Source organism: Spirillospora sp. NPDC046719, assembly GCF_040645715.1.
Taxonomy (GTDB): Bacteria; Actinomycetota; Actinomycetes; order Streptosporangiales; family Streptosporangiaceae; genus Spirillospora.
Genome location: NZ_JBEYYT010000747.1, coordinates 1 through 2846, shown reverse-complemented (window position 1 = coordinate 2846; position 2846 = coordinate 1). Strand labels below are relative to the sequence as shown.

Below are 2846 nucleotides of genomic sequence, written 5' to 3'. Positions count from 1 at the left end.
GCTGGGCGGCGGCGACGGCCCGTCCGCCCGGCACGGCGCGCTGCCGCCCGCGACGGCGGCGGTCGAGCGCACCACGCTCGTGGAGACCCAGAAGGTGGACGGGACGCTCGGCTACGGCTCCTCCCGCACCGTGTCCGCCCAGGGGCGCGGCACACTGACCTGGCTGGCCGGGGAAGGGGCCGTGGTCACGCGCGGCCGGCCGGTGTACAAGGTCGACAACGAGCCCGTGCCGCTGCTGTACGGGAAGCTGCCCCTCTACCGGACCCTCTCCGACGGGACGAAGGGCGCCGACGTCCTCCAGTTCGAGCGGAACCTCGCCGCACTCGGCTACACCGGGTTCACCGTCGACAAGACCTACAGCTCCGCCACCGCGGACGCCGTCAAGCGCTGGCAGGACGATCTCGGCGTCGACGAGACCGGGAAGGTCGCGCCGGGGTCCGTGGTGATCGCGGCCGGCCGGATCCGCGTCGCCGACCACAAGGCGCAGGTCGGCGACAAGATCGGCGGACCCGTCCTCACCTGCACGGGCACGACCCGCGTCGTCGGCGTCGACCTCGACGTCCGGTACCAGCGGCTCGCCAGGGCGGGCGCCAAGGTCGAGATCGTCCTGCCCGACGACCGGACCGCCCAGGGCACCATCACCTCCGTTGGGAAGGTCGCCGAGCAGGGGCACGGCGACGACCCCACCACCGTCCACCTCACCATCGCCGTCACCGGCCGGCGGTCGCTCGGCTCCTACGACAAGGCGCCCGTCGGCGTGAACCTGATCGCCGGCCGGCACCCGGGCGTCCTCGCCGTGCCGGTCGCCGCGCTCCTCGCGCAGGGCGACGGCGGCTACGCGGTACAGGTCGTCCAGAACGGGACGGTCCGGACGGTCCCCGTCGAGACCGGCGTGTTCGCCGGCGGGAAGGTCGAGGTCTCCGGATCCGGGCTGGCCGAGGGCATGAAAGTGGGGGTCCCCGCGTGACACCGGTGGTCGAACTGCGCGAGGTCACCAAGACCTACCCCGGCGGCGTCACCGCGCTGGACCGGGTGTCGGTCACCGTGCGGGCGGGCGAGCTCGTCGCGATCGCCGGGCCGTCCGGCTCCGGCAAGTCCACGATGCTGCACCTGCTCGGCACGCTCGACCGGCCGAGCGCCGGCACCGTGCTCGTCGAGGGCCGGGACGCGTCCGCGATGAGCGACCGCCGCCTGTCCGCGCTGCGGGCGAGCCGCATCGGGTTCGTCTTCCAGCACTTCCACCTCGCGGCCGGGGTCGCCGCGCTCGACAACGTCGCCGACGGCCTGCTGTACAGGGGCGTGCCGCTCGCGCAGCGGCGCGGGCGGGCCCGCCTCGCGCTGGAGCGCGTCGGCCTCGGGCACCGCCTCGACCACCGGCCGCACCAGCTGTCCGGCGGCGAGCGGCAGCGGGTCGCGATCGCCCGCGCCGTCGTCGGCGAACCGGCGATCCTGCTCGCCGACGAGCCGACCGGCGCGCTGGACTCGGCGTCCGGCGCCGGCGTCCTCGGCCTGCTGCGCGAGCTGGCCGGCGGCGGCACCGCCGTCGTCGTCATCACCCACGACCGCGACATCGCCGCGTCGCTGCCCCGGCAGGTGCGGATGCGCGACGGGCGGATCGTCCACGACGACGCAGGACTGGAGGCCGCGCGATGACCGCCGCCGCACCGCCCCGCCGAGGCGGCGACGTCCCGGCCCGCCTCAGCCCGCCCGACGTCCTGCGCGTCGGCGCCGCCGGGCTCCGCGCCCGCCCGCTGCGCGTGTTCCTGTCGGCCCTCGGGATCGCGATCGGCATCGCCGCCATGATCGCCGTGGTCGGCATCTCCACGTCCAGCCGCGCCCAGCTCCAGGCCACCCTGGACCGGCTCGGCACGAACCTGCTGACCGTGGCGCCCGGCAAGGACCTGTTCGGCGGCAACAGCGAGCTGCCCGAGGAGTCCACCGGCATGGTCGGGCGGATGCCCGACGTCGAGTCGGCGTCCGCCACCGGCAAGCTGGAGGACACAGACGTCTACCGCAACGACCACATCCCCGCAGGCCAGACCGGCGGCATCTCGGTGCTCGCCGCCCGGCTGGACCTGCCCCGCACCATCGGCCTCACGATGGCCGCCGGAACCTGGCTCAACGCCGGCACGGCCCGCTACCCCGCGGTCGTCATCGGCTCGGACGCGGCGCAGGCGCTCGGCGTCTCCACGCCCGGCGTCCAGGTCTGGCTCGGCGCGCAGTGGTTCACCGTCGTCGGGATCCTGAACCCGAACCAGCTCGCGCCGGAACTGGACAGCGCCGCCCTCGTCGGCTGGGACGCCGCCGCGGCCCACCTCGGCTTCGACGGCCACCCCACCACCGTCTACGCCCGCGCCCGCAAGGACGCGGTGGAGAAGGCGCAGAACCTGCTCGCCGCGACCGCCAACCCGCAGTCGCCCACCGAGGTCGAGGTCAGCCGCCCCTCCGACGCGCTGGCCGCGCAGAACGCCGCGAACGCGACGTTCACCGCGCTGCTGCTCGGCCTCGGCGGCGTCGCGCTCCTGGTCGGCGGCGTCGGCGTCGCCAACACCATGGTGATCTCCGTGCTGGAGCGCCGCGCCGAGATCGGGCTGCGCCGCTCGCTCGGCGCGACCCGCGGCCAGGTCCGGCTCCAGTTCCTCACCGAGTCGCAGATGCTCGCGGGGCTCGGTGGCGTCGGCGGCGTCGCCCTCGGCACCGCCGTCACCGCGGTGTTCGCGGTCGTGCAGGGCTGGCCGACGGTCGTCCCGCTCTGGGCGATGGCGGGAGGCGTCCTCGCCACCCTCCTCATCGGCGCCGTCGCCGGCCTCTACCCGGCGATCCGCGCCGCCCGCCTCCCCCCGACC

At 75.5% G+C, this 2846-nt stretch carries 3 protein-coding genes; all 3 read left to right on the top strand.

The genetic code is table 11. The annotated features are described in order from the left end of the window. The coding region (locus tag ABZ914_RS49615) for a peptidoglycan-binding protein (protein WP_500201557.1) at positions 1 to 967 on the top strand (967 nt) is incomplete at its 5' end. Positions 968 to 972: 5 nt separating this feature from the next. Continuing rightward, a complete protein-coding gene (locus tag ABZ914_RS49610; RefSeq protein ID WP_500201558.1) occupies positions 973 to 1653 on the top strand; it encodes an ABC transporter ATP-binding protein in 681 nt (226 codons plus the stop codon). Beyond that, the coding region (locus tag ABZ914_RS49605; protein ID WP_500201556.1) for an ABC transporter permease at positions 1650 to 2846 on the top strand (1197 nt) is incomplete at its 3' end. The genes ABZ914_RS49610 and ABZ914_RS49605, both read left to right, overlap by 4 nt.